Source organism: Amycolatopsis sp. NPDC028719, assembly GCF_055565395.1.
Genome location: NZ_JBVHUL010000018.1, coordinates 116037 through 137756 on the forward strand (window position 1 = coordinate 116037; position 21720 = coordinate 137756).

21 protein-coding genes are annotated in these 21720 nt (G+C 70.5%); 8 read left to right on the top strand and 13 right to left on the bottom strand.

Going from position 1 to position 21720, the window contains the following annotated elements:
* Nucleotides 1-58: 58 nt before the first annotated feature.
* From rox to ACZ4TR_RS48190, 3 genes are read left to right on the top strand one after another with little or no spacing between them, the layout of a single operon-like run.
* Nucleotides 59-1486, top strand: coding sequence for a rifampin monooxygenase (rox, locus tag ACZ4TR_RS48180; RefSeq protein WP_465295804.1), 1428 nt, complete (start codon nt 59-61; stop codon nt 1484-1486).
* 30 nt (nt 1487-1516) lie between these two features.
* Nucleotides 1517-3721: an RNA polymerase recycling motor ATPase HelR gene (gene helR, locus ACZ4TR_RS48185; protein WP_465295806.1), complete on the top strand. Its 2205-nt coding sequence runs from the start codon at nt 1517-1519 to the stop codon at nt 3719-3721.
* Between the two features lie 41 nt (nt 3722-3762).
* The gene (locus ACZ4TR_RS48190; RefSeq protein ID WP_465295808.1) at nt 3763-4362 is read left to right on the top strand and encodes a hypothetical protein; all 600 of its coding nucleotides are present in this window, start codon (nt 3763-3765) and stop codon (nt 4360-4362) included.
* An 18-nt stretch (nt 4363-4380) separates the two neighbouring features.
* Here the strand turns inward: ACZ4TR_RS48190 and ACZ4TR_RS48195 are convergent, their stop codons facing one another.
* The 10 genes from ACZ4TR_RS48195 to ACZ4TR_RS48240 all read right to left on the bottom strand — a co-directional run bounded on the left by ACZ4TR_RS48195 (nt 4381) and on the right by ACZ4TR_RS48240 (nt 13921).
* Entirely contained in the window at nt 4381-4608 is a 228-nt protein-coding gene (locus ACZ4TR_RS48195) for a hypothetical protein (RefSeq protein WP_465295810.1), read from the bottom strand.
* Between the two features lie 73 nt (nt 4609-4681).
* Nucleotides 4682-6373, bottom strand: a complete 1692-nt coding sequence (gene groL, locus ACZ4TR_RS48200; RefSeq protein ID WP_465295812.1) for a chaperonin GroEL — start codon at nt 6371-6373, stop codon at nt 4682-4684.
* Between the two features lie 10 nt (nt 6374-6383).
* Nucleotides 6384-7409 (bottom strand): NAD(P)-dependent alcohol dehydrogenase, encoded by a 1026-nt coding sequence (locus ACZ4TR_RS48205; protein WP_465295814.1) that lies wholly within the window; start codon nt 7407-7409, stop codon nt 6384-6386.
* On the bottom strand, nt 7406-8122 hold the full coding sequence (locus ACZ4TR_RS48210; RefSeq protein ID WP_465295816.1) for an iron-sulfur cluster assembly protein: 717 nt from the start codon (nt 8120-8122) through the stop codon (nt 7406-7408). Before ACZ4TR_RS48210 ends, ACZ4TR_RS48205 begins: the two co-directional genes overlap by 4 nt.
* Entirely contained in the window at nt 8119-9156 is a 1038-nt protein-coding gene (locus ACZ4TR_RS48215) for an amidohydrolase family protein (protein ID WP_465295818.1), read from the bottom strand. Before ACZ4TR_RS48215 ends, ACZ4TR_RS48210 begins: the two co-directional genes overlap by 4 nt.
* Nucleotides 9157-9252: 96 nt before the next feature.
* Nucleotides 9253-9624 carry a propane 2-monooxygenase effector subunit MimD gene (gene mimD / locus ACZ4TR_RS48220; RefSeq protein WP_465295820.1) on the bottom strand — a complete coding sequence of 124 codons (372 nt, stop codon included), beginning with the start codon at nt 9622-9624 and terminating at the stop codon, nt 9253-9255.
* Nucleotides 9621-10790, bottom strand: a complete 1170-nt coding sequence (locus ACZ4TR_RS48225; RefSeq protein ID WP_465295822.1) for a ferritin family protein — start codon at nt 10788-10790, stop codon at nt 9621-9623. Before ACZ4TR_RS48225 ends, mimD begins: the two co-directional genes overlap by 4 nt.
* 73 nt (nt 10791-10863) lie before the next feature.
* A complete protein-coding gene (locus ACZ4TR_RS48230; protein ID WP_465295824.1) occupies nt 10864-11895 on the bottom strand; it encodes an FAD-binding oxidoreductase in 1032 nt (343 codons plus the stop codon).
* 19 nt (nt 11896-11914) lie between these two features.
* Nucleotides 11915-13567 (bottom strand): ferritin family protein, encoded by a 1653-nt coding sequence (locus ACZ4TR_RS48235; protein WP_465295826.1) that lies wholly within the window; start codon nt 13565-13567, stop codon nt 11915-11917.
* Between the two features lie 105 nt (nt 13568-13672).
* A complete protein-coding gene (locus tag ACZ4TR_RS48240) occupies nt 13673-13921 on the bottom strand; it encodes a hypothetical protein (RefSeq protein ID WP_465295828.1) in 249 nt (82 codons plus the stop codon).
* Nucleotides 13922-14088: 167 nt separating this feature from the next.
* Here ACZ4TR_RS48240 and ACZ4TR_RS48245 point away from each other — a divergent pair, with 167 nt between their 5' ends.
* Nucleotides 14089-15894, top strand: coding sequence for a sigma-54-dependent Fis family transcriptional regulator (locus tag ACZ4TR_RS48245; protein WP_465295830.1), 1806 nt, complete (start codon nt 14089-14091; stop codon nt 15892-15894).
* A 263-nt stretch (nt 15895-16157) separates the two neighbouring features.
* Here ACZ4TR_RS48245 and ACZ4TR_RS48250 read toward each other — a convergent pair whose 3' ends face one another.
* On the bottom strand, nt 16158-16868 hold the full coding sequence (locus ACZ4TR_RS48250; RefSeq protein ID WP_465295832.1) for a DUF4142 domain-containing protein: 711 nt from the start codon (nt 16866-16868) through the stop codon (nt 16158-16160).
* 206 nt (nt 16869-17074) lie between these two features.
* On the opposite strand from ACZ4TR_RS48250, the gene ACZ4TR_RS48255 reads away from it, so the two are divergent.
* Nucleotides 17075-17551, top strand: coding sequence for a MarR family transcriptional regulator (locus ACZ4TR_RS48255; protein WP_465295834.1), 477 nt, complete (start codon nt 17075-17077; stop codon nt 17549-17551).
* A 17-nt stretch (nt 17552-17568) separates the two neighbouring features.
* Nucleotides 17569-17982, top strand: coding sequence for a DUF5655 domain-containing protein (locus ACZ4TR_RS48260; RefSeq protein ID WP_465295836.1), 414 nt, complete (start codon nt 17569-17571; stop codon nt 17980-17982).
* Between the two features lie 43 nt (nt 17983-18025).
* Here the strand turns inward: ACZ4TR_RS48260 and ACZ4TR_RS48265 are convergent, their stop codons facing one another.
* The gene (locus ACZ4TR_RS48265; RefSeq protein WP_364526024.1) at nt 18026-19291 is read right to left on the bottom strand and encodes a YncE family protein; all 1266 of its coding nucleotides are present in this window, start codon (nt 19289-19291) and stop codon (nt 18026-18028) included.
* Between the two features lie 170 nt (nt 19292-19461).
* Between ACZ4TR_RS48265 and ACZ4TR_RS48270 the strand changes: the two genes are divergently transcribed.
* Nucleotides 19462-20583 carry a PucR family transcriptional regulator gene (locus tag ACZ4TR_RS48270; RefSeq protein WP_465295838.1) on the top strand — a complete coding sequence of 374 codons (1122 nt, stop codon included), beginning with the start codon at nt 19462-19464 and terminating at the stop codon, nt 20581-20583.
* Here the strand turns inward: ACZ4TR_RS48270 and ACZ4TR_RS48275 are convergent, their stop codons facing one another.
* A complete protein-coding gene (locus tag ACZ4TR_RS48275; protein WP_465295840.1) occupies nt 20584-20793 on the bottom strand; it encodes a hypervirulence associated TUDOR domain-containing protein in 210 nt (69 codons plus the stop codon). It abuts the gene before it with no gap.
* Between the two features lie 136 nt (nt 20794-20929).
* Here ACZ4TR_RS48275 and ACZ4TR_RS48280 point away from each other — a divergent pair, with 136 nt between their 5' ends.
* Nucleotides 20930-21712 (top strand): class I SAM-dependent methyltransferase, encoded by a 783-nt coding sequence (locus tag ACZ4TR_RS48280; RefSeq protein WP_465295842.1) that lies wholly within the window; start codon nt 20930-20932, stop codon nt 21710-21712.
* Nucleotides 21713-21720: the final 8 nt, after the last annotated feature.

The following is a 21720-nucleotide window of genomic DNA, read 5'->3' on the forward strand; positions in this document are numbered from 1 at the left end:
GCACAATTCTCGACCGAAGCCACAACCTGCGGAAACGCGGGGATTTCAAGGGGGTCTTTTGACTGACGTGATCATCGCCGGCGCGGGACCGACCGGCGTGATGCTGGCGGCCGAACTCCGGCTGCACAACGTCGACGTGCTCGTGCTGGAACGGGACGCGGAGCCGACGAAGGTCGTCCGCGCGCTCGGCCTGCACGCGCGCAGCATCGAAGTGATGGATCAGCGGGGGCTGCTGGAGCGGTTCCTCGAACTGGGCACGAAGTACCCGGTCGGTGGATTCTTCGCCGGCATCCCGAAGCCGCCGCCGGAGAAGCTCGACACCGCGCACGGCTACACGCTGGGCATCCACCAGCCCGTCATCGACCGGCTCCTCACCGAGCACGCGAGCGAGGCCGGCGCCGAGATCCGGCGCGGCTGCGAGGTGACCGGGCTCGAGCAGGACGGCGAAGGCGTCACGGTCGAGCTGGCCGACGGGACGCGGCTGCGGGCGCGCTACCTCGTCGGCTGCGACGGCGGCCGCAGCACCGTGCGCAAGCTGCTCGGCGTCGGCTTCCCCGGCGAGCCCAGCCGGATCGAGACGCTGCTGGGCGAAGTGGAGGTGACCGCCTCGCGGGAGGAGATCGACACCGCGAACGTCGAGGTCCGCAAGACCCAGAAGCGGTTCGGCTTCATGCCCGTGGAAGGCGGCACCTACCGCGTCGGCGTCCCCGCCGAGGGAGTCGCCGAGGACCGCCGCACCCCGCCGACGCTGGACGAGCTCAAGGAGCAGCTGCGCAAGACCGCCGGGACCGACTTCGGCGTGCATTCGCCGCGCTGGCTCTCCCGGTTCGGGGACGCCACCCGGCAGGCCGAGCGCTACCGCGTGGGCCGGGTGTTCCTCGCCGGCGACGCGGCGCACGTCCACCCGCCGGTCGGCGGGCAGGGGCTCAACCTGGGCGTCCAGGACGCGTTCAACCTGGGCTGGAAGCTGGCCGCCGAGGTGAACGGGTGGGCGCCGGACGGGCTGCTGGACAGCTACGAGGCCGAACGGCACCCGGTGGCCGAGGACGTGCTGGACAACACCCGCGCGCAGATGGAGCTGATGCTGCTCGAGCCGGGCCCGCAGGCGGCCCGCCGGCTGCTCGCGGAGCTGATGGACTTCGAGGAGGTCAGCCGGTACCTCACCGAGAAGATCATCGCGATCGGGATCCGCTACGACTTCGGCGAGGGCCACGCCCTGCTGGGCCGGCGCCTGCGAGACGTCCAGCTCAAGCAGGGCCACCTCTACGGGCTGCTGCACGCGGGACGCGGCCTGCTGCTCGACCAGACCGGCACGCTTTCGCCCGCCGGCTGGGAAGACCGGGTCGACCACGTCGTCGACGTCAGCGAGGAGCTGGACGTGCCCGCGGTGCTGCTGCGCCCGGACGGGCACGTCGTCTGGGCGGGGGAAGACGGCACGGACCTGTCCGGTGCGCTGCGGAAGTGGTTCGGCGCGCCCGCCGCCTGAAACGCCGTCGTCCGAGAACGAAGAGGGAAATTGTCTCAGGGGTACGAAGAAGAACTGCGGTCCGAACGCGACCACGTCGCCGGGCTGTACGCGCGGCTCGACGCCGAGCGCGCGCGGGTGAAGGGCGAGTACGAGGCGGCGCTCGGCGGCAAGGGCGTGGGCGCCATGGAACGGGACGTCGGTGTGCGCTCCCTCGGCCGGCAGGTGAAGCGGCTGGACGTCGTCGACAACGGGCTGTGCTTCGGGCGGCTGGACGCCGCGTCCGGCGAACAGTCCTACATCGGCCGGATCGGGCTGTTCGACGAGGACGACGAGTACCGGCCGGTGCTGCTCGACTGGCGCGCGCCGGCGGCCCGCCCGTTCTACACCGCCACCGGCGCGAACCCGGAGGGCATGCGCCGGCGCCGCCAGTTCCACACGCGCGGGCGTCAGGTCCTCGGGTTCACCGACGAGGACCTCGGCCGCCCGGACGGGGACGCGCAGGGCGACGCGGCGCTGCTCGCCGCCGTCAACGCGCCGCGCGGGGAGGGGATGCGCGACATCGTCGCGACGATCCAGGCCGAGCAGGACGAGATCATCCGGCTCGACCACCCGGGCGTGCTGGTGATCGAGGGCGGCCCGGGCACCGGGAAGACCGTCGTGGCGCTGCACCGCGTCGCCTACCTGCTCTACACCCAGCGCGAGCGGATGGAACGCCACGGCGCGCTGGTGGTCGGGCCGAACCCGGCGTTCCTGAACCACATCGGGCGCGTCCTGCCGTCGCTGGGCGAGACCGACGTCGTGTTCACGACCACCGGCGACCTCGTGCCCGGGCTGCACGTCACCGCCGAGGACGCGCCGGAAGCCGCGTGGCTCAAGGGATCGCTGAAGATCCTCGACGTGCTGAAGGCGGCGGTCGCCGACCGGCAGCGGCTGCCCGCCGAGCCGGTGCCGATCGAGCTGAAGGACGTCACGGTCCGGATCGACGCCGAAACCGCGGAGTGGGCCCGGCAGGAGGCGCGCGACAGCGGGCTGCCGCACAACGAAGCCCGCGCCGTGTTCACCGACATCGTCACGTACGTGCTCACCGAACGGGCGATCGGCCGGATCGGCAAGGGCTGGCTGAGCCGGGACGACCGCGACGAGTGGGAAAGCATGCGGAAGGGCCTGCTCGAAGACCTCGCGGGCGACGAGAAGTTCACCGCCGCGCTCGGCGAGCTGTGGCCGATCCTGACGCCCGAAGGCGTGTTGTCCTCGCTGTACACCTCGTCCGAGCGGCTGCGGGCGGCCGGCGCGGATCCGGCGCTGCTGCGCACCGACGGCGCGGCGTGGACGGTGTCGGACGTGCCGCTGCTCGACGAGCTGGTCGACCTGCTGGGCCGCGACAAGACGGCCGAGAAGGCCGCGGAGAAAGCCGCCGCGCGGGAACGGAAGGCCGAGGCCGAGTACGCCGCGGGCGTCTTCGAGACGATGAAGCTGGACCGGGAGGAGATGGACGAAGACGTCATGCTGTCCGCCGAAAACCTCCTCTACGCCGAGGACCTGGCGGACCGGTTCGTCGAGGCCGACACGCGCACCCTGGTCGAACGCGCCTCGGCGGACCGGGACTGGACCTACCGGCACGTCGTCGTCGACGAGGCCCAGGAACTGTCCGAAATGGACTGGCGGGTGCTGATGCGGCGCTGCCCGGGGCGGTCGTTCACGGTGGTGGGCGACCTCGCCCAGCGCCGGTCGGCGGCCGGGGCGCGGGCGTGGGACGCGATGCTGGCGCCGTACGTCGCCGGCCGCTGGGTCTACCGGTCGCTGACGGTCAACTACCGCACGCCGGCGGAGATCATGGCCGTCGCGGCGTCGGTCCTGGCCGGGTTCGCGCCGGACGTCAAGCCGCCCGAGTCGGTGCGCGCGTGCGGCGTCCCGCCGTGGGCGCGGCAGGTCACCGGGGACGAGCGGGCGGCGGCGATCGAGGAGTTCGTCCGGGACGAGGCCGGGCGGGAAGGCACCAGCGTGGTGATCGGACCGCCGGGGACGCCGGGCGCGGTGCCGGCGTCGGAGACGAAGGGCCTGGAGTTCGACGCCGTCCTGGTGGTGGAGCCGGCGGCCATCCTCGCCGACAGCGCGGCCGACCTCTACGTGGCGCTCACCCGGGCGACGCAGCGGCTCGGCGTCCTGCACGAGGGTCCGTTGCCGGCCGAGCTGACCGGGCTCGCCGAGGTCGTCCGGAGCCAGCCACGGTTCGCCGGTGGTGAGCGCGGGTAAATTGCCGTCGCCCGCGCTCCCCCACCGCGAAAGGCGTCCCGATGCAGCTCTACGCCGAACGGCCGATCCGCCGCACCGCCCAGCTCGTCAGCGACCTGCTCGCCCTGCTGGTCGTGATCGTCGCGGTCTGGCTGGGGACGTCGGTGTACGACCAGGTGATGAAGCTGCGGGCGCCCGGCGACGGGCTGGTCGACGCGGGAACGGGGCTGCGGGGGACGTTCGACTCGGCCGCGAACTCGGCCGGCGGCATCCCGCTCATCGGCGACGGGCTGGCGAAGGCGCTCCACGGCGGGTCGGACGTCGGCACCAAGCTCGTGGACTCCGGCCGGTGGCAGATCGAGGCGGTGGAGAACCTCGCATGGTGGATGGCGGCGGTGATCATCGCGCTGCCGGTGCTGGCGCTGGTGGTGACGTGGCTGCCGCTGCGCTGGAGGTTCACCCGCCGGGCGTCGGCGGCGGCGCGGTTGCGCGAGCTCGGGGACGAGGGCTTGGACCTGCTGGCGCTGCGGGCGCTGGCGACCCAGCCGCTGCGACGGCTGGCGTCCGACGGCAAGGTCGCGACCGGGTGGCGGGAGCGGGACCGCGACGTCATCGAGAAGCTGGCCGGCCGTGAACTGGCGAGCCACGGCCTGGTGCCCTGACCGGACCGCGAGGTCGCGTCAGCGCGGGCCCTGGCGCCGGCCCACCGAGCGGCCGATGAAGAACCCCAGCAGCAGCCCCACCACCAGACCGACGGCGATGAAGAAGATCACGGTCGCCGCGGCGATCTTGCCCACCGTGCCCAGGAAGCCCTTCGCCTCGAACTCCTGGACCGTCGCCAGCGTCTGGACCATCACGTAGTGCGTCATGAGCACCAGCGTCGCATCGACGCCGGGCCGGCGCAGCACGGAAAGGTCCCTTCACCGGCGCTCAGGACGCCGGCGAAGGGACCTCCGATCTCCGTCGGCCGGCAGACGTGGCTCAGCCGACGGAGGGGCCCATCCCGAGGGACTGCGGCGTGCTCGCGTCGGGCGAGGGCTGGTGCAGACCCTCGTCCAGGGGACCGAACTCGGTCATCAGGGCCGCGCTGCCGCCCCACGGGGTCTGCTCCTCGGCGATCAGCGAGTTCGTCGTCAGCAGCAGCCCCGCCACCGACGCCCCGTTCTGGATCGCCGACCGGCACACCCGCAGCGGGTCGACGACGCCCATCGCCACCATGTCGCCGTAGCGGTCGTGCAGCGCGTCGAAGCCCTCGTCGTCGCCCAGCTCGCGGGTGCGCGCGACGATCTCGTGCGCCGGGTGGCCCGCGTTGTGCGCGATGAGGAACGCCGGTTCGGCCAGCGCGCGCCGCACGATCTCGACGCCGATCGCCTGGTCTCCTTCCAGCCCCAGGCCTTCCAGGGCCTTTTCGGCGTGCAGGAGCGCCGCTCCCCCGCCCGCCACGATGCCTTCGGCCATCGCCGCGCGGGTCGCCGACAGGGCGTCCTCGACCCGGTGCTGCAGCTCCTTCAGCTCGGCCGGGGTGGCCGCGCCGACGCGCACGACCGCGACCTTGCCGGTCAGCGCGCCGATCCGCTCGGTCAGGACGTCTTCGTCGACCCCGAACTGCGCTCGTTCAAGCTCCGCTCGCAGCTGCCCGACCCGGAACTCGACCGCGTCGGACGTGCCGGCACCGCCGACGATCGTCGTGTTGTTCTCGGTGACCCGGACCTGCTTGGCCCGGCCGAGGTGCTCCAGCGTCATCGTCTCCATGCTGAACCCGGACGTCTTCGAAAGCACCGCGCCGCCGACGATCGCGGCGAGGTCCTCCAGCTTGTGCAGCCGCCGGTCGCCGAAGCCGGGCGCGCGCACGGCCACCGACTGGAACGTGCCGTTGACGTGGTTGTGCACCAGCATCGACAGCGCCGTGCCCTCGATCGACTCGGCGATCACCACCAGCGGCCGCGGGGCCCGCATCACCTTGTCCAGCAACGGCATCAGCTGCTGCACCTTGGTGATCTTCTCCGCGGACATCAGGATGTACGGGTCGTCGAGCACCGCCTCCAGCCGGCCCGGGTCGGTGACCAGGTACGGCGAGAGGTAGCCGTTGTCGAACTCGAAGCCCTCGACGAAGTCGACGCTCATCCCGATCGACGGCGACTCCTCGACCGTCACGACCCCGCCGTCGCCGACGGTGTGCAGGGCCTTCGCGATGACGGCGCCGACCGTGTCGTCGTCGTTGGCGGAGATCGCCGCGACGCGCGCGTAGTCCTGTTCGGACACCACCGGGTGCGCCTGCTTCTCCAGGTGAGCCACCAGGAGCCCGACGGCGTGGTCGATGCCGCGCTTGACGAGCACCGGGTTGCCGCCGCCCGAGATCGCCCGCATGCCTTCGTGGACGATCGCCTGGGCGAGCACGGTCGCCGTGGTGGTGCCGTCGCCGACGACGTCGTTGGTCTTGATCGCCGCTTCCTTGACCAGCTGCGCGCCCATGTTCTCGAACTGGTTCTTCAGGTGGATCTCGCGCGCGATGGTCACGCCGTCGTTGGTGACCACCGGCGAACCGGTGATCTTCTCGATGATCACGTTGCGGCCCTTGGGGCCGAGGGTGGACTTGACCGCTTCGGCCAGCTTGTCGACGCCCGCGAGAAGCAGGTCGCGGGCGTCCGAGCCGAACCGCAGTTCCTTCGCCATGTTCCTGCTCCTAGGGTGTGAGGATGGCCCGACCGCGCACGCGTCCGGCATCGAGGTCGGCCAGTGCGTCGAGAGCCGCGTCCAGCGGGTACTTCTTCGTGTGGAGCGTGACCTTCCCGGCCTGGGCGAGCACCATCAGCTCCGCCAGGTCGTTGTAGGTGCCGACCAGGTTGCCGATGACGTTGCGCTCGGTCGAGATGATGTCGATCGTCGGGATGTCGATGTTGCTGCCGTAGCCGATGACGAAGTGCGACCCGGCGCGCCGGGTCATCGCGAACGCGTCCTGCTGCGCGCCCTGCTCGGCGACGAAGTCGAGCACGACCTCGGCGCCGTTGCCGCCGGTCAGGTCCAGCACGGCATCGACCTGCTTGCCGTCGCCCAGCACCGTCTCGTCGGCACCCAGGGTGGCCGCCAGCTCCAGCGCGTCGGCGTTGCGGTCGACCACGATCACGCGGGCCGCGGTCAGCGCCTTCAGCGACTGGATGCCGATGTGCCCGAGGCCGCCGGCGCCGTTGACGACGCAGGTGGTGCCCGGGTACAGCTGCGGCACGGCCTTGCGGACCGCGTGGTAGGCGGTGATGCCCGCGTCCGCGAGCGCGGCGACGTCCGACGGCTGGGTCGCCGGGTCGAGCTTGATGCACGCCCGCGCCGACGTCAGCAGGTACTCGGCCATCCCGCCGTCTGAATCGATGCCGGGGAAGCTCCCGTTCGGGCAGTGCATGTCGTCACCCGCGCGGCAGGCGTGGCAGAGCCCGCACGTCGGGGTGGGGTGCAGGATGACCGTGTCGCCGACCTCCACGTTGGACACCGCGGGGCCGACCTCGTGCACCCAGCCCGCGTTCTCGTGCCCGATCGTGTAAGGCAGCGCGACGCCGGACTTCTCGGCCCACTGCTCCTCGATGATGTGCAGGTCGGTGCGGCACACGCCGGCACCGCCGATCTTGACCACGACGTCGAAGGGCCCGGTGGCGCGCGGCTCCGGTACGTCTTCGATCACCGGGTGCTGGTGGTACTTCTGCAGCCGCACGGCCTTCATCCCGTGCCCTCCTCTTCGGTGGTCAGGGAGTACCGCGCGCGCAACATGCCGCGGCACACCCCGGAGTTGGCCTCCATGCTCGTGCGGGTCAGCCGCGCGAACGCCAGGTGGCGCTTCGCGTCGGCCGGGGCCACCGCCCGCCCGGTGGCCGGGTCGAGCAGCAGCGGGTCGCCGTCCTCGGCGGGCAGGCCCAGCTCGCGGCGGCGCGCCCGCAGCCGCTCGACGTCCGGCCCGGGCGGGACCTCGCCGAGCGTCAGCGACGCCGGGTCGAGGCCGGTGCCGGACAGCGACCGGCAGACGCGGTCGGTGCCGGCCAGCACGGCCTTGCGCACGAAGTCGTGCCGCAGGCTGTCGAGCTCGTCGACGGCCTCGCCTTCGAACGACGCGACGAACCCCTGCCGGGCCGCCACCCCGCGGTTGATGACGTCGGACGCGAAGTGGTCGTCCAGCCGGATGTCGAGCCCGGTCAGGCCCGGCACGCCGGCGACGGCGTCGTAGGCGTCGGCGACCATCAGGAACGCGAAGTTGGGCGCGCAGAAGTAGGTCGGCAGCCGCAGCCGGATGACGGCGTGGCCCGCCGCGCTCACCTCGCAGCGGGCCACGAAACCCAGGTCGGTGAGGGGTTCGTCCAGTTCGGGATCCCGGACGGTGCCCAGCGCCGACCACACCGCGGTGCGATCGGCGCGGGCGATCCGGTCGTCGAGGGCCGTCACGGGTTCGGCACGCCGACGGGCTCGACGTCCTTCGGGTCGGCGAGCTTGAACTCCGCCGGCACGTCGATGTCGTACAGGCGGGCGGCGTTCAGCCCGAGGATCTTCTTCTTCTGGTCGACGGTCAGCGGCGCGAAGTCCGACAACTCGTCGTCGCCGGGCATGTTCCAGTCGACGAAGCCCTCGACCTGCCACTTGGGCTCCCAGATGGCGTAGTCGGCGCCGAAGATCAGCTTGTCCTCGCCGAGCCAGAACATGAGCTCGCCCATGACCTTCGCGAAGAACTTCGGCCGGGCGTGCATCAGGCCGCCGACCACCACGGCGAGCCCCGCGTAGACGTTGCGCTCCTGGGTGGCCATGAAGCAGAAGTCCTCGATGCGCGGCAGGCCGACGTGCTCGACGATGAAGTTGAGCCCCTGGAAGTTCGTCGCCACATGGTCCACATCGGACACGTCGAAGGCGTCCTTGTCCAGCGGCCAGATCGTCGGGCCCTTGTGGATGTGGACGTTCTTGACGCCGAGCTCCTCGCACTTCTCGAGGTACTTCGCCGCTTCCGGGTCCTTGAGGCTCCAGCCACGGGAGTCGCCGCGCCACTCGGCGGTGTAGAGCTTGACGCCCTTGCAGCCGTAGCGCTTGACCCGCTCCTCGAACGCCTTCAGGCCCTCGTCGCCTTCACGCGGGTCGAAGGTGGTGTTGACGAGGAACTTGCCGGGGTGCTTCGCGGCCAGCGCGCCGTCGGCTTCGGTGGTGTTGAAGCCGTTCTTGTACCACTGCCGCAGGTTCGTCGGCTGGAAGATGGCGGTGTCGACGTGCCCGGCCTCGAACAGGTCGTGCATCATCAGCTCTTCGGAGTACTTCTGGAACCGGTCGATCGGCCAGTGCGTCTCCTTCGGGCCGAGGCCCTGGTAGGCGTGGAAGCACTCGATCCAGCCCTTGGCGTATTCCTCCTGGCCCTTCACCCAGTTGTCCGGGCTCGCGTCCCAGAAGTGGGTGTGGGCGTCCACCACGAAATACTTTTCGCCGTCTTTTTCGTACATCGGTGATCCTTCCTGAGCGGATCGAGTGCTTCTGTGACAGCCGGGGCTTCGCCCCGGGCCGGGGGCTCCGCCACCCGGAGCCCCCGCAAGAACCGGTTACTTGATTACTTTCAGATCGAAGTCGAGGTACTCGGCCGCGTCCTCGGGGTTGGCGAACATGATCGTGCGGTCGTCTTCGTGGATCATGCGCCCGTAGTGGGTGGACATGCTCTCCTCGAACTCGGCCGCGTTGAACCAGCCTTCTTCCTCGCCGGCGGCCTCGTCGACCTCGGCGTAGACCAGGTCGGTCCGGCCCTGCGCGTCGACGCGGATCATCGACGGCAGCGGCGTCACGGTCACGTTGTCCTTGCCGGCCATGACTTCCGCGATGATCGCGCCGACCTGGTTGTTCATCAGGGTGAAGCCGCACATGTTCGAGGCCGTGTTGTTGACCTTGTACGGGCTTTCCGAGGTCTTGAAGACGGTCACTGGCCCAGCTCCTCCGGTGCTTTGAGACCCAATTCGGACAGGATTCCGGCGAACCGGCTCTTCGCCCGGTCGAGACCGTCCTCGAACCGGATCGGCTTGGCGTCGGGCTGCGACCACAGCGGCTGCAGGGCCCGCGCGGCGGCGATGCTCTTCGGCACCCACTCCGCGAGCCACTTCTGCAGCAGCGCCTGGTTGTGGCCGGCGAACTCCTTGTCGTTGATCAGCAGGTGGAACATCGCCTTCGTGTAGCGGAGGTCCCGTTCGGAGAAGTCGAACTCCTCGGCGCCGATCAGCGTCGGGGTGACGAAGTCGCCGTTCGCGGGCGCGGCCTGCTGCACCAGGTTGCTGCGGAACAGTTCGCCGACCAGGGGCTCGAAGACGATGTTCGCGGCGAAGATCGCCTCGCACCAGTCCCAGATCCCGGTCAGCTGCTCGGCGGTCTCGCGCACGCCCTGCCAGGCCGGGTCCTCGGCCCAGGTGGCCAGGTGGGCGGTGCCGTCGAAGCCCTCGACCTCTTCGGTGAGCGTCAGGTTGTACAGCGCCAGGTCCTGCGCCGCGCGGATCCGGTGCATGCTGTTCACCGAGATCGCGTTGTTGTGCATGTTGGTCGGCGCGCGCCGGTTGGCGTTGGCGTACAGGTAGAGGCCGAGGCCGTGGTCGACGTGCATCCAGGCACCGACGTGCTTGGCGACGAACTCGACCCAGTTGGGGTTCCACTGCTCGAACGCCTTCGCCTGGCGCGCCGCGTCGATGTTCTGGTTGAGCTGGCGCACGACGTTCGCGTTGTAGCGGTAGAGGGTGAGCTCCCACTCCTCGTTGGGGTCGCGGAACTCGTGCCAGCCGTGGGCCGGCCAGTCGTAGCCCTTGCCGCCGGAGCCGGGGCTGCGCTCGGGGACCGGCCGGTCGGAGCCCCACGCCTTCAGCGCGGTCCACTCCAGCGGGTAACCGCCCTTGCCGTCGGCGAAGGCGTAGAGCCAGCCCTGCGACAGGTAGTGCCGCGGGTCGGGCTGGACCTCGACGGTGACGTCTTCGTAGTGGCTCTGCTTGCGCTTGGCCGGGGTGAAGTAGTTGTACTGGCGGGCGGTGGAGTCCGGGAAGACCTTGGCGCCCGCTTCGGCGTCGGTGAACGTCGGCTTGGGCACGCTGCGTTCGGAGGTGGCTGTCATGGGTTTACCCCTTTGCTTTTGGGGGTCCAGGGGGCTCGCCCCCGGCGGGGTCTGGGGCTGGGCCCCAGAAATCTCAGGCCGTGGTGGTGAACTTGTCGTAGAAGACGCGCTTGTCGGCGACGCCGAGCGCGGGCAGCAGTTCCAGCGCGGCTTCCACCATCGGGGGCGGGCCGCAGACGTAGGCGTCGGCACCTTTCAGATCGAGGCCGGCCCGGCGCAGGACGTCGGTGATCAGGCCGGTCTCGCCGTCCCAGGTGGCGTCGCCCGGTTCGGAAAGCGCTGGGACGTAACGGAAGTTCGGCAGCCGCTGCTCGAGCTCCCGCAGTTCGGCGTGGAAGCAGAGGTCCGCCTCGCGGCGGGCGCCGTAGTAGTAGGTCGCCTTGCGGTCGATGCCGCGCTCGGCCATGGACCGCAGCAGCGACAGGATCGGTGCCATCCCGGCCCCGCCGCCGACGAAGACCAGGTCCTTGCCCGGGTTGTCCCGGAGGGTGAACACCCCGAACGGGCCGGTCACCCGGAGCCGGTCGCCGACCGCGACTCCCGTGTCGAGGAACCGGGAGAACAGCCCGTCGGGGTAGATCTTGATGACGAACTCCAGGAGCCCGTCACGCGCCGAGGTGTTGGCCATGGAGAACGACCGGGACTCCTCGGTGTCCGGGATCGCGAAGTCCAGGTACTGGCCCGGGAAGAACTTCAGCGACTGGTCCGGATCCGTCAGCTTGACGACCAGGTGACGCAGGTCGTGGGTGACGTGGTCGTTCGCCACGACCTCGACCTCGGCCTCCTGGATCGGCAGGCCGGACTGGATCATTTCCTCGTCGTAGTTGAGCAGCTCGATCGTGAGGTCTTCGTAGGCGTGGGCCCGGCACAGCAGCGTGAAACCCTCCTCCTTTTCGTAGTCGGGGAGCGCGAAGGTCGAGTAACGGTCGTGTTCGACGTCTTCGCCGTCGAGGATGAACGACTTGCAGGCCGCGCACTGTCCTTCCTTGCAGCCGTGCATGAGCATGACGCCCTGCTCGGCGGCGGCGCGCAGGATCGTGGTGTCCTCGGCGACGTCGATCTCGATCCCGACCGGTTCGAACCGGACGCGGTGCTTCTCTGCCATGCCAGGCCCTCCCCTGTCGTCAGGCCTGCTGCGGCGCCGGGCGCCCGGCCGGGCCCTGGCGGTTGTAGTCGGCCACGAACGCGGCGCGCTGCTCGTCGGTCATCTGGTTGAGCAGCACGTTCGGCGACTGCACCTCGGGCATCCGGCGCAGGTGGTCGAGCGTCCACATCTTCTTCGGGTCGAGGTCCAGGTGCGGCTGCGCGACCATGGTCTTCCCGTCGTCGCGCACGAAGCCCATGTCGGAGACGACGTCGGCCCAGTTCCAGCCGTGGTAGAGCGTCTCCCACTCGCGGGCGCCGACCAGCTGGCCCATGTTCGGGGTGTTGCGGCCCTGGTAGGTCGGCCGGAACGCCTCGGCGTCGGTCCAGCGGCACGTCTCCGAGCAGTACGTGCGGTGCTGGCCGTCGACCTCGTCGACCACCATGTCCTCGCGGATGAGGCACGGCACCATGCACGTCCAGCAGCGGTGCGGGTACACGTAGTCGACGTCCTCGGCGACGATCGGGTGGTGCCCGTTCGGCGTCGCCAGCCGGCTGTAGTTCTCCCACCACTTGCCGTACTTGTCGTACCAGCCGGGGTACTTGTACTCGAACCACTCGAAGTCTTCGTCGGTCATCGGGTCGATGCGCCAGTAGTTGGCGAGCCACCCCGTGGCGAAGAACTGCGCGACCTCGTGGACGTAGCCCTTGTTCCAGATCCGGTTCCACGCCTCTTCGATGAGGTCGTGCGGGATCACGAGCCCGTACTTCTCCAGCGGTACCAGGTATGAGCGGTAGTAGTCGTCGTAGATCCAGCGGCGCCACATCTCCGCGTAGCTCTCGCGGTCCTTGCGGCGGTCCTTGGTGCCGTACTCGATGAACGTGCCGATCGCGGCGTCGACCACGGCGTGGTTGTTCCACCACGCGTACCGCAGGTCGCGTTCGAGCAGCTGGTGGTTGCCCTCGTCCGACAACGCCATCAGCAGGGTCGCATAGCCGTTGCTGATGTGGCGGGACTCGTCGGACTGCACCGAGTGGAACACCGTGGGCAGCAGGTAGTCGCCGTTGGCGGCGGCTTCCGCCGGCATGGCGACGAAGAGGGTGTTCGTGAACGCCGTCTCCGCCACGATGGTGAGGTAGATGCTCGCCGCGGTGATGGCGTCACCGGTGATGAAGCCTTCGGCGAACTGGCGGCCGATGGTGCCGCAGTAGTCGTTCTGGAAGTTGCGCAGGCTCGAGTTGAAGCCCGCCGGGTCGATGTAGTTCTGCATGTACAGGCGCTTGAGGTTCTGCTGGATCGTCGAGTGCCGGACCTCGTCGATCATCTGGATCGCCTGGCCGTTGTGCAGTTCCGGGTTGGGCACCGTGCGGAACAGCAGCGGCATCGCCCGCGCGGCCGAGATCTCCGGCAGCGGGATGATCGACAGGAACAGCTTCTGCCACTCCAGCCAGCGTTCCTGCACCTGGCGGAACATGTTGCCGCGGATCGCGCCGTCTTCGGCGCCGTAGACCCGGTGGTCCTTTTCCTCCTGCATCGGGAAGTACGAGCGGAGGACCTGCTTCAACGGGTCCTTCTTCTTGGCCTTCTGGAACGTGTAGTCGGTCCCGTAGTGCGAAACCGGGGTGTGGTACGCCGGCTCCCACGACAGTTCCTGGATCTTTTGGTGGGCTTTCGCCACACTCTGGCGACTCATGGAGACTCCTTGTCCGTCGCTCGCCGTCGGGGCGGACGTCCTGCGTCCACCATTCAAGGGGCGGCCACGAGTGACGCGGGTCTCAATCTGAGACAGAACCGCTGCTCAGGGCGTTTCGTCCCCGCCGAGCATCCGGGCGCGCAGCTCGGCTAGCTCGCTGTGGACGCCCGTGCGCACGCGCGCGTCGCCTTCGACGGCCGGGGTGATCCCGAGCGCGCGCAGCAGCGCCGCGGCCGGTTCGCCGGGATGGCCCTCCCCGCCGAACACCGGGTGCAGCCCCTGTTCCGCCAGATGGTTGAAAACCAGGTTGACGATCGTCCACGGGTTGTACGTCTCCGCGGCCTCGGTGGCCATGGGCACTCCTCCTGGTCAGCGGTCGCTTCCGGGTCCATCGGACCGCCACTCGCGCGCGGCGGCCGTCTCAATTTGAGACACCGCGCGGCGCACGCCGCATCTAGGCTGAACGGGCGGCACAACGGGTGTGCCCGCACCCACGTGGGCCGCGGGAAGCTGGAGGTCACGTGGACGACATCGCGCCCGGAACGCTGCTCGCCGACGACGAGCTCGCCCGCACCCGGGTGCGTTTCCTGACGGCCGAACCGGTGCCGCCCGGCACGGTCCGCCAGACGATCCTGGCCTCCTGGCGCCGCTCGCAGGAGTTCCAGGTCGACGCGGACCGCATCGATCCGCTCTTCCACGGCGACCAGAACCTCGACGTCCCCCTGATGCGCGGCGCCGAGCCGGTGCTGCACAAGCTGGGCGAGCAGTTCGACGGCCAGCCGATCAGCCTGATCCTCACCGATGCCAACGGCGTCGTGCTCACCCAGCGGACCGGCGACGCGGACCTGAAGCGGCACCTCGAACGCGTCGAGCTGGTGCCCGGGTTCAGCTACGGCGAGCAGTCCGTCGGGACCAACGGCATCGGCACCGCGCTCGAAGACGGCCGCGCGACCACGGTGTTCGGCCACGAGCACTACGCCGAGCACCTGGAGAACCTGGCGTGCGCGGGCGTGCCGATCCACCACCCGATCTCCGGCAAGAAGATCGGCGCCGTCGACCTCACCTGCTGGTACAAGGACGCCGGCGGCCTGCTCATCGCGCTGGCCCGCTCGACGGCCGAGCAGATCCGGCAGGCGCTGCTGCGGCACAGCGACCTGCGGGAGATGATCCTCTTCCAGGCCTACCTGCAGACGTGCCGCCGCTGGACCGGCATCGTGCTGGCGTTCAACGACGACATCGTGATGATGAACGACCGGGCGCGGCAGCTGCTCGACCCCGCCGACCAGTCGGTCCTGCTCAGCCACGCCACCGAGGCACTGGCCAGCGGGCGCCGGACGTCGGCGACGCTCGCGCTGTCCAGCGGCCTGCGGGTGCGGGTGTTCTGCCGTCGCGTCCCGGGCCAGCGGGAGACCGACACCGCGGGTGGCGTGCTGTCGGTGAAGCTGATCGAGGCCGAGGAAGCCCTCGCCGTGCCGTCGACGCCGATGCTGCCGATGTACCTGCCGGGTGTGGTCGGCTCGGCGCCGCTGTGGCTGCGCTGCGGGCACGAGCTCGACACCGGCCACCAGCGCGGCGAATGGGTCGCGCTGGAAGGCGAGGCCGGGACCGGCAAGCTGACCCTGGCGAAGGGCCTGCACCAGCGCCACCACCCGGCGGCGCGGCTGCTGAGCGTCGACGCGGGCGTCACGTCCGGCACCGACTGGGCGGCCGAGCTGCTGCGCGAACACGCCGAGGCCCCGATCCGGACCCTGGTGATCCGCCACGCCGACCGGCTGACGGCGCCGGCGGCCAACGCGCTGGCGACGACGTTGCGGGAGCTGCGCGAGCGGGCCGACGCGCCGTGGGTCGTGGTCACGCTCGTGCCGGAGGCCGAGACGAAGCCGGCGCTGGCCGAGCTGCTGAAGTCGTTCCCGCGGACGGTGCGGGTGCCCCCGCTGCGCCACCACGTCGAGGACCTCGCGGAGCTGGTCCCGCTGGTGCTGAGCAAGCTCGGCTACGGCGGCCGGCTCACCTGCTCGGCGGCGGCGCTGCACCTGCTGATGCGGGCGGAGTGGCCGGGCAACACCGGCCAGCTCCACCAGGTGCTGCGGAAGGTGGCCCAGCGCCGCCGGGCGGGGGCCATCCGCCCGGGCGACCTCCCGGCGGAGTTCCACACCCTCGCACGGCGGCCGCTGAACCGCTTCGAGTCGATCGAGCGCGACGCCATCGTCCGCTGCCTCGAGGACGCCGACGGCAACAAGGTCCGGGCGGCGAAACTGCTGGGCATTTCCCGGGCGACGATCTACCGCAAGATCCACGAGTACGGCATCGTGCCGCCGACCCGCTGAGCTCGGCCCCCGGACGCCGTGAATGACTCATTCCCGGCGTCCGGTGCAGTGAATGACTCATTCCTGGCGTCCGGCCAGCGCTTCCCGCGTCTGCCGCCGGTGGTCGCGCTGACCCCGGCGGAGGTTGTCGCCGAGGTCAGCTCGACCGTGTAGCGCTGCCTGGCGGCGGCTGAAGCAGCGGTGCCGATGCAGTGAATGACTCATTCCTGGCGTCCGGCGCCAGGAATGAGTCATTCACTGCGCTCGAGCCGCCCGTGAACCCGTCACTTGGGTGGGTTGACCGCCTTGGCGACGTCGGCGATCGTCTGCGCGTCGACCAGTCCGGTGTCCTCCAGGACGTTCATGTGGTCGAGGACCGTCTGGTTCGCCTCCGTCGCGTGCCGGCGGATCACGTCGTTCTGCGTGCCGGCGCGGACCTCGGCGATCGTCGCGAAGATCTTGCCGTGCGACGCGCGCAGCAGGTTCACGAACAGCTTGTCGAACTCGAGCCCCTGCGCGGCGGTCAGCTGGCGGACCCAGCCCTGCTGTTCGGCGCTGGCCTGGTCGGGCAGTGTCACGCCGAGCATCTTCGCGTCCTCGCGGACGAGCTGGTCGAGGTGCGAATGCCCGTCGAGCAGGTGCAGCCCGGCGCGCTTCACGGCGTCGCTGCTGGCGTGGGTCTGCGCGAGGGTGCCCGCGGGCATCTCCCACAGCCCGGCCTGGCGGACCTTGACCAGGAACGTCTGGTCGAGCTCGGTGACCGGCCCGGCGTTCGCCACGTTCGTGCTCGCGGCCGCCTCGGCGGCCGAGCCCAGCCGCATGCCCGCCATGTCGTGCCCGTACGCCGGGACCTGCGCCTGCGTCGACCCGGGAGCGGTCTCGGCGCTCGCTTTCAGCACCATGACCGAGCCCGCGGCGACCACGGCGAGAGTGGCCACGACGACCAGCACGGTCCGAGCCCTGGCCTTGGCCGTCATGCCACGGTGATCCGGCATCGTTCCTCCTTCTGGCGACAAGTTCCTGTACGGGGTACTACGGATCTCGTCACGAAGAGGTTCAAGCCATTTTTCTTACGTGCCAACAATTTTCCACAGTCCACAATGGAGACGCGAAGAAGAGCGGCCGATCCGGCCGGAACGCCCGGCGAGTGCCGGGGTGACCCATCTTGACCGATGCTCTTGCGGATGGCAAGTATTGCTCCATGCAAACCCTCGAAGACGCGGCACCGGGCGCCGACCCCGACGTGGTGGCCCTCGACAGCCTGACCCTGGTCCTGGTCGGGATCGCGTGGGAGTGCGCGCACGCCGCGCCGCCCGAGGTCACGTTCCCCCAGACGCGCCTGCTGCTCATCCTCGACCGCCTCGGCCGGGTGCCGAGCTCGCGCCTGGCGGCGGCGATGGACGTCAACGCGTCGTCGGTGACGCGGCTGGCCGACCGGCTGGAGGCGCTCGGCTACGTCGCGCGCGGCCGCGACCCGCGCAACCGGAGCGTGGTGACCCTCGAGGTCACCCCGACCGGCCACGACCTGGTGGCGCGGATCCTCGACCGGCGCCACGCGGCGCTGGGCGGGCTGCTGGACCGGTTGCCGCCGGCGCAGCGGAAAGCCGCGGCCGCGGCGGCCCGGCGGCTGGTGACCGCGGCCGCCACCATCCCCGCGCTCGGCCCGGCGCCGCTGTGAGTGCCATCCTGGACGGCATGCCGACCCGGTGGACGTGCCCGCGCTGCGACCGCGAATTCGCGCGCGCCGGCCAGGGCCACACCTGCGTCCCGGGGTGCACGGTCGACGACACGTTCGCCGGCCGCGACCCGCGGTTCCGCGCCATCTACGACGCGGTCATCGGCCACCTGCGGACCCTGGGCGACGTCCACGAGGACGCCGTCACGGTCGGGGTGTTCCTCAAGCGGGACCGGAAGCTGGCCGAGGTACGGCCCCGGTCCAAGGACGTCCTGGTGTACCTGTTCCTGCCGCACCCGATCGAGACGGCGCGGATCGCCCCGGCCCGGTGGGCGAGCGGACCCCGGGTGGGACACCAGCTGAAGCTGCGCGAAGCGTCCGATGTGGACGACGAAGTCCGGACGTGGCTGACGATCGCGTTCGAGACGTCGTGAGTGGGAAACAGGGTCAGAACCCTGTTTCCCACTCACGACGGCATCAGGTGGCCGGACCGGTCCAGCCCTCGGGGACGTGGCCGATGCGGACCCGCTGCGGGTGGTCGCCCACCGGCACCGAGACCAGCTTCTGCCCGGTCGCGAAGTCGATCGCCGTGACCTGGTCCGCGCCGGCCTCGGAGATGACGCACGCGCCGCCGTCGCCGCTCACCGTCGCCCAGTACGGCTTCACCGCGGGCACCAGCGTGCCCTGCTGCAGGGTCGCGCGGTCGACGACCGTCGCGTAGTCGTCCATCGTGCCGGCGACGCAGAGCTTCGTCCCCGCCGGGTTCATCGACATGCCGTGGTGGCGCGAGTCGTTGACGAAGGTCTTGCGGTCGTCGCTCGTGGCCGGGTTCTTCGGCAGCTCCTTGACCCGCGTGATCCGGTCGCTCGCGACGTCGTACTCCAGGAAGCCGTTGAAGAACGACACCTGGAAGTACAGCTTGGATTCGTCGGGCGTGAACGCCACGGGCCGGACGGCGTCCGAGAGGTCCCGGCGCCCGAAGGCGTCGAGCCGCTGCCGCATGTCGATCACCTTGACCTGGCGGAAGGTCGACGCGTCGACGACCGTGATGCGCCGGTCCCCCTTGGTGAAGTCCCACCCGGGGTCGTCGAGGTCGGTGTTGACCTCGCCGATCGACATGTTCCACAGGAACCGGCCGCCGTCGGTGAACACGTTCTCGTGCGGCTTGTCCCCCGTGGTGAACGAGCCGACCTGCTGCCCGGTGCCGATGTCCAGCACGTGCACGGTGTTCGACGTCGAGGCGGACACGGCCACGCGGCGGCCGTCCGGCGAGATCGCCATGTGGTCGGCGCGGAACCCCGAAACCGGGAAGCGCCAGGCGATCTGCCCAGTGGCCAGGTTGACCGAGACGACGTCGGCGAAGCTCGGCCGCGACGCCACCACCGACGTCCCGTCCGGCGTGGTGTACATGTCGTCGACGAACTGGTCGTGCCCTTCGCCGGGCCCGTTGCGGATGCCGAGGAAGAACGCCAGCTTGATCGGGTTCAGGTAGATCTCCCGCAGCCGGTCGTCCTTGTCCGGGATGATGTTCACGCGCCCGATCTTGGCGAAGGAGCCGCGGGACTGGATGACGTCGGCCGTCCCCTCCCAGTTGTTGCCGACGAACATCACCTCCCGCAGGGCCGCGGGGGCGCCGGTCGCCGGCACCGCGGCGCCGGTCGTCAGCAGGGCGACGGCGGAAGCCAGGTACGCCAGGCGGGAGAGGTACGACCGCCGTCGGCGGGTGCTCGGGGATGTGCGCACGGAAGACACCTTTCGACGCTGAAGAGGTGCGGCGGTGGTTTTCGCGCGGACCAGGGGTTACTGTCCGGTATGCCACGATAACCGGCCCCGGGAGCTCCTCCGGTAGGGCCGATCGCCCAACGTCGCGGAGGGCGGGTTGTGGCCGTGCCACAACGGGTCGGGAGGTGCCGGTGACGTCGCTGCTCCGGCGGATCCTCGACGACCTGGCCGCGGACGAGACCGTGCTCGACGAGCTGGTGAAAGTCGCGCGCAGCGAGTCGCCCGAGGTCGCCCGGCTCCCGGAAGCCGAAAACCGGCGGCACATCCAGGTCCTGCTCTCGGCCGCACTGCGCGCGACGGCGAGCCCCGACGGTCCCGCCCGCGAGGACTACACCACCGCGGAGGCGCTCGGCGCCGACCGCGCCGCCCAGGGTGTCCCGCTCACCGACCTCCTGCGCGGGGTCCAGGCGGGCCGCACGCACGCGGCGCGCGTCGCCGTCGAACGCGCCCGGGCCGCGGGGGTGCCCGACGACGTCATCCTCGAGACCGTCCTCGACGCCGACCGCTACACCGGTGCGCTGGAGCACCACATCGTCAAGGGCTACCACGCCGCCGAGCTGCAGCTTTCCCGCACGGTGCGCGACGCGCGGACCCAGCTGCTGCGGACGCTGCTGCTCGCCGGGCACCCGCCCGCGCCCGAGGAGCTCCGGCGGGCGGGGCTGCATCCCGACGTCCGGTACTTCTGCGTGGTGTCCGACGTCAGCGACCCGGCGCGGGCCCGCGCGCTGGAGCAGGCCCTGCTCGAGTTCGGCGGGGTCTACGGCCTGGTCGAGGGCAGGCTCACCGGCTTGGCGGCGCGGTCACCCGCGGGTGTCCCGCTGGGGGATGACGTCCTGCTGGTCGTGGCACCCGCGGCGCCCTTGCCGGCGCTGCAGGAGGTGCATCGCCTCTGCACGGCGGCGGCGCGCCTCGCCGGGAGCGGCTACCACGACCTGACGGCGCTGGCGGGCGAGATCGCCCTGACGGCGCAGCCGGTGCTCGGCGGCCTGCTCACCACGGCCCTGCTCGGCTCACTCGACCCGGCGAACCCGTTCCACCGCGAGCTGGCGGGGACGGCGCTGGCGTACCTCGACCACGGCCAGCGCCTGCGCTCCACGGCCGAAGCCCTGCACCTGCACCCGAACACGGTCCGCTACCGCCTCGACCGGCTGGCCGAGCTGACCCCGTTGGCACTGGCGGAGAACGGTGGCCGGGTGCTCGACGCGGTGCGGTCGTGGTGGGCGCTGCACCGCTGGCTCGACACACCGGGCTGATCAGGCCTTGTGCAGCTTGTCCGGGTGGTGCACGGCGGTCTTCCCGGACTTCTCGCTCTTGACGAGGTACTGCGGCTCCTCCGGCGACGCCTTCACGTCCCGCTTGCCCGCGTGCGTGTCCTTCGTGATCTTCTCCTCGACCGTGCCCACCGAACCCTGGTTGCCCGCGTCCCACCGGACGCGGTCGCCCTTCTTGAAGTCCTTGCTCATCGGACACCTCCTGACCTGCGAGTACCCGTCATCGAGTTCCTCACTCCGGCTGCTCTCCTGCGTCCGCGAAGAACCCTTCCGAATTGGCGCTCCGGGACGAAGTCATCCCCGAAGGCAGCACCGATAGGGTGATCGCGTGGTGGAGAACGAGCGGCTCCGGCACGCCTCGTCGTTCGGTGTGGCGGCGTCCGCCTATGCCGAGCATCGCCCGGACTACGCGCGGCCCGCGGTGCGCTGGGCGCTCGGCGAACCCCCGCCCGGCCTGCGGGTACTCGACCTCGGCGCCGGAACCGGCAAGCTCACCGCCACGCTGGTCGCGGTCGGCGCCGACGTGACCGCGGTCGAGCCCGACCCGGCCATGCTGACCGTGCTGCGCAGTGCGCTGCCGGCGGTCGGCGCATTGCCGGGTAGCGCCGAGGCGATCCCGTTGCCGGATGCGTCCGTCGATGCCGTGCTGGCCGGCAACGCCCTGCACTGGTTCGACATGGCCCTCGCGGGACCCGAGATCGCCCGGGTCCTGGTGCCCGGCGGCATCCTGGCCGGTCTGTGGAACGTCCTGGACGACCGAGTCGACTGGGTTGCCGGGCTGGCGCGAGTCAGCGGCAGCGCGGTCATCGGCCCACGTGACACGCCCATCAGCTGGCGCGCCGAGACAGCCGATGCGCACCTGCCCAGGACGGGTGGAGCCGCCCGGTTCGGCTCGCCGGAGCAGGCCGAGTTCCCGCACGGGCAGCGCCGCACCGCCGACTCTCTCGTTGCGACACTCGCGACGAGAGCGGGGATGCTGGTCATGCCGGAACAGGAGCAAGCGGCCGCTCTTGGCCGGATCCGCGCTTTCCTTGCGAGCAGGCCGGAAACCGCGGATGGCGAGTTCACCCTCCCGATGCTGACCTGTGTGCTGCGCGTTCGGCGGCTGTGAACGGTCCG